This is a genomic window from Rhodoferax sp., from assembly GCF_037143375.1.
Taxonomy (GTDB): Bacteria; Pseudomonadota; Gammaproteobacteria; order Burkholderiales; family Burkholderiaceae_C; genus Rhodoferax.
This window is the reverse complement of sequence record NZ_JBAWYV010000220.1, coordinates 1-4,038: the sequence shown is the minus strand read 5'-3', so window position 1 is coordinate 4,038 and position 4,038 is coordinate 1. Positions and strand designations below refer to the sequence as shown.

Here is a 4,038-nt window from a genome sequence, read left to right as displayed (position 1 = left end):
ATGATGGATTGGACCGATCGCCATTGCCGTTATTTCCATCGTCTGTTGACCCGGCGCACCTTGCTTTACACCGAGATGGTGACCACCGGCGCCCTGATTCATGGCGATGTGCCACGGCACCTGCGTTACAACGCCGAAGAGCACCCACTCGCTCTGCAGCTCGGGGGCAGTGAGCCCGCTGACCTGGCGCATTGCGCCAAACTCGGTGAGCAATGGGGTTACGACGAGATCAACCTGAATTGCGGTTGCCCCTCAGAGCGGGTTCAGCGCGGTGCCTTTGGCGCCTGCCTGATGAATGAGCCGCAGTTGGTGGCCGATTGCGTCAAGGCGATGGTCGATGGGGTGCAGGTGCCTGTCACCGTCAAGCACCGCATTGGCATTGACCAGTCTGAAAGCTACGACTTTGTGCGAGATTTTGTGGGTACGGTGGCCGAGGCTGGTTGCCAGACTTTCATCGTGCACGCCCGCAACGCCTGGCTCAAGGGCCTCTCGCCCAAGGCCAACCGCGAAGTGCCTCCGTTGCGCTACGAGGTGGCTTACCAGCTTAAAAAAGATTTTCCCGCGCTCACCATCGTGGCCAATGGCGGCATCACCACCAACGAGCAGGTGGCGCAGCACCTGCTGCATCTTGATGGCGCCATGTTGGGTCGCGAGGCCTACCACAACCCGTGGTGGCTGGCCTCGTGGGACACCGCGTTTTACGGCGCCCCGCCAGAAGAACTCACCCGCGAGCAGGTGGAGGCGCAGATGTGCGACTACATGGCCCGCGAATTAGCCGAACATGGCACACCTTGGCCGACCATCGCCCGCCACATGCTGGGTTTGCGCCACGGACTGGCAGGTTCGCGTCGCTGGCGGCAGGTCTGGAGCGACCACAAACTCAAAGGCTTGCCCGCGCATGAGGTGATGGCTTTGGCACATATAAGCCAAATCGACCTCTAGCCCCCGTGTTACTTGCGCTGGCAGCTATCAAAAAAATAGTGTCCATTTAAGACGCTTTACGATGGCATTAACCGTGGGTGCAACTGTCACATTATTCTGGGTGAATTCGAGCGGGTCGCCTAGGCCACTGTCTCGATCTTCTGTGCGCCAAGTTATCATGACGCCTCGCCTGCAGGCGGCTCTGAAGCCCCTGATGCCATCAAACCCCTAGCCAAAATCTCAGCCTTCCGTGCGTCTTAATTCAATCAAGTTATCTGGTTTCAAGTCCTTCGCGGAGCCCACCAACTTCATGCTGCCGGGGCAACTGGTGGGCGTGGTGGGGCCCAACGGCTGCGGCAAATCCAACATCATGGATGCCGTTCGGTGGGTGCTGGGCGAGTCCAAAGCGTCCGAGTTGCGTGGCGAGTCGATGCAGGACGTCATTTTTAATGGCACTAACACGCGCAAACCGGCCAGCCGCGCCAGTGTCGAGTTGGTGTTCGACAACGCAGACCACCGTGCTGGCGGCCAGTGGGCCACGTTTGGCGAGATTGCCGTCAAGCGCGTGCTGACCCGCGACGGCACCAGCAGCTACTTCATCAACAACTTGCCGGTGCGTCGCCGCGACGTGCAGGACGTTTTTCTGGGCACGGGACTCGGGCCACGCGCCTACGCCATCATTGGCCAGGGCACCATCAGCCGGATTATCGAGAGCAAGCCTGAAGAACTGCGCCTGTTTTTAGAAGAAGCCGCTGGCGTTTCCAAGTACAAAGAGCGCCGGCGTGAGACCGAAAACCGCCTGAGCGACACCCGCGAAAACCTGACCCGGGTGGAAGACATCCTGCGCGAGCTCAATGCCAATCTGGAGAAGCTCGAAGCGCAAGCCATCGTCGCCAAAAAATACAACGCGCTCAATGCCGATGTCACGCTCAAGCAGCACCAACTGTGGTTTCTCAAACGGACCGAGTCCGAGGCCGATCAAGCCAAGGTGAAAGCCGATTCGCTCGGCGCGATCAACGCGCTGGAGAGCCGCGTGGCCGATTTGCGCCACATCGAAGCCGAGCTGGAGACCGTGCGCCAAGCCCATTACGCGGCAGGCGATCAGGTCAACCAGGCGCAAGGACTGCTGTACGAAGCCAGCACCGAGGTCGGTCGGCTGGAAGCCGAGATTCGTTTTGTGGTGGAAGGTCGCCAGCGCGTGGAGCAGCGCCTGATCACCCTCAAGGAGCAAGCCGATCAATGGGTTACCCGCAGCGAAACCGCGCAGGAAGAGATTGAGAGCCTGTCTGAGCTCGCCATGGTGGGCGAGGAAAAAACCGAACTCCTGGCCGCGCAAGTCGAAGACCAGGCGATGCAATTGCCCGAGTTGGAAGAGGCGCTGCGCCTCTCACAAAAAAGCGCCAATGAGCAGCGCGCCAGCGTGGCCCAGGTGCAGCAGCAGATTCAAGTGCTGGCCGCTGACCAGCGCAGCATCGAGGAGCAAGCGCGCCAGTTCTGTACCCGCCGCGAACGCCTGAACACAGACCGCAACGCGCTGGCCGCACCCGATGAAGCCCGCCTGATCAACCTGCAAGACCAATTGGAGCAGGCGCAAGAGACCGCCAGCGTGGCCGAAGGTCGTCTGCATGAGTTGCAGGAATCGGTGCCGCAACTCGATGACACCCGGCGCGCACAGCAGCAGACCGTCAACACCGAATCGGCCCGTCTGGCGGACTTGTCGGCCCGCATGGAAGCGCTCAAGGCCCTGCAGGAAAAGGTCAAAACCGACGGCAAACTGCAACCGTGGCTGGCCAAGCATGGGCTGGACAGTTTGCAAGGTTTGTGGAACCGCATCCACATTGAGCAGGGCTGGGAAAATGCGCTGGAAGGCGCGCTGCGTGAGCGTCTGGGTGCGCTGGAGGTGTCTCGCCTGGACATGGTGAAGGCTTTTGGCCGCGATGCACCACCGGCCAAGCTCGCGTTTTACAGCCCGCCGCAAGCGGCTTTGCCTGAAAAAACAGGGGCGTTGCCGCGTTTGTCCGACTTGCTGCGCCTTAACGATGCCGGCCAGCGTGCCGTGTTGGTGGACTGGCTGCACGGTTGCTATACCGCGCCAAGTTTTGAAGAGGCCCTGGCCCATCGCGAAAAATTGCAGCCCGGTGAGTTGATTTTTGTGCCCAGCGGCCATGCTGTTGGTCCTTACAGCGTGACTTTTTACGCGCCCGATTCCGAGCAGGCCGGTTTGCTGGCCCGGGCCCAGGAAATTGAAAACCTGGAGAAGCAGTTACGGGCGCAGGCCATGATCAGCGATGAGTCCCGCTCTGCGCTGGTGCGGGCCGAGTCGGCCTATGCCGACGCCTCGCAGCGTCTGGTGGTGATTCGCCGTGAAGCCACCGAGCGCCAAAGCCAGGCCCACGCCTTGCAAGTTGAAACCTTGCGCCTGACCCAGTTGGCTGACCAGGCCCGGGTGCGCAGCGCGCAAATCACTGGTGACCTGGCCGAAGTAGATGCCCAGTTGGACGACCTGCAAGAGCGTCGAGTAACCGCAGAAGGGCGCTTCGAAGAGCTCGATATGCAGCTCGCCGACACCCAGGAGCGCCACGCGCAACTCGATGAACGGGTGATGGGGGCAGAGCGCAAATTGAACGAGTGCCGGGAGCAGCAGCGCAGTCTGGAGCGCCAGTCGCAAGAAGCGGTGTTTTCCATGCGCAGCCTCGATGCACGCAAGGCCGAGCTCTCGCGTGCTATCGAAACCGCAGCACAACAGGCAGACTCAGTCAGGGCTGAAGCCCAAAGAGCCCATGAAGAACTGGCGCGGCTGAACGATGCGGCAGCGCAAGGTGGCTTGCAGGATGCCCTGGCCGCCAAGCTGGAACGTGAAAAGTCACTCGGTGCCAAACGCAGCGAGTACGACGACCTGACCGCCAAGCTGCGTGCCAGCGACGAGCGTCGCCTGCAACTTGAGCGCGAGCTTGATCCCCTGCGCCAACGCATCACTGAATTCCAGCTCAAAGAACAAGCCGCACGGCTGGGCTTTGAGCAATACACCCAGTTGCTCATCGATGCACAAGCCGACCTGGAGGCTGTCGCCAAATCACTGGCCGAGGGCAATGTGCGCCTGGCCGGTATGCAAGGCGA

2 protein-coding genes are annotated in these 4,038 nt (G+C 60.9%); both read left to right on the top strand.

What is annotated here, in order from left to right; all coding sequences use genetic code 11:
- The coding region (dusA, locus tag WCG50_RS17935) for a tRNA dihydrouridine(20/20a) synthase DusA (protein ID WP_336900961.1) at positions 1 to 942 on the top strand (942 nt) is incomplete at its 5' end.
- Positions 943 to 1,171: 229 nt separating this feature from the next.
- Positions 1,172 to 4,038 (top strand): chromosome segregation protein SMC (gene smc, locus WCG50_RS17930; RefSeq protein WP_336900960.1); only part of this gene is annotated, 2,867 nt, incomplete at its 3' end.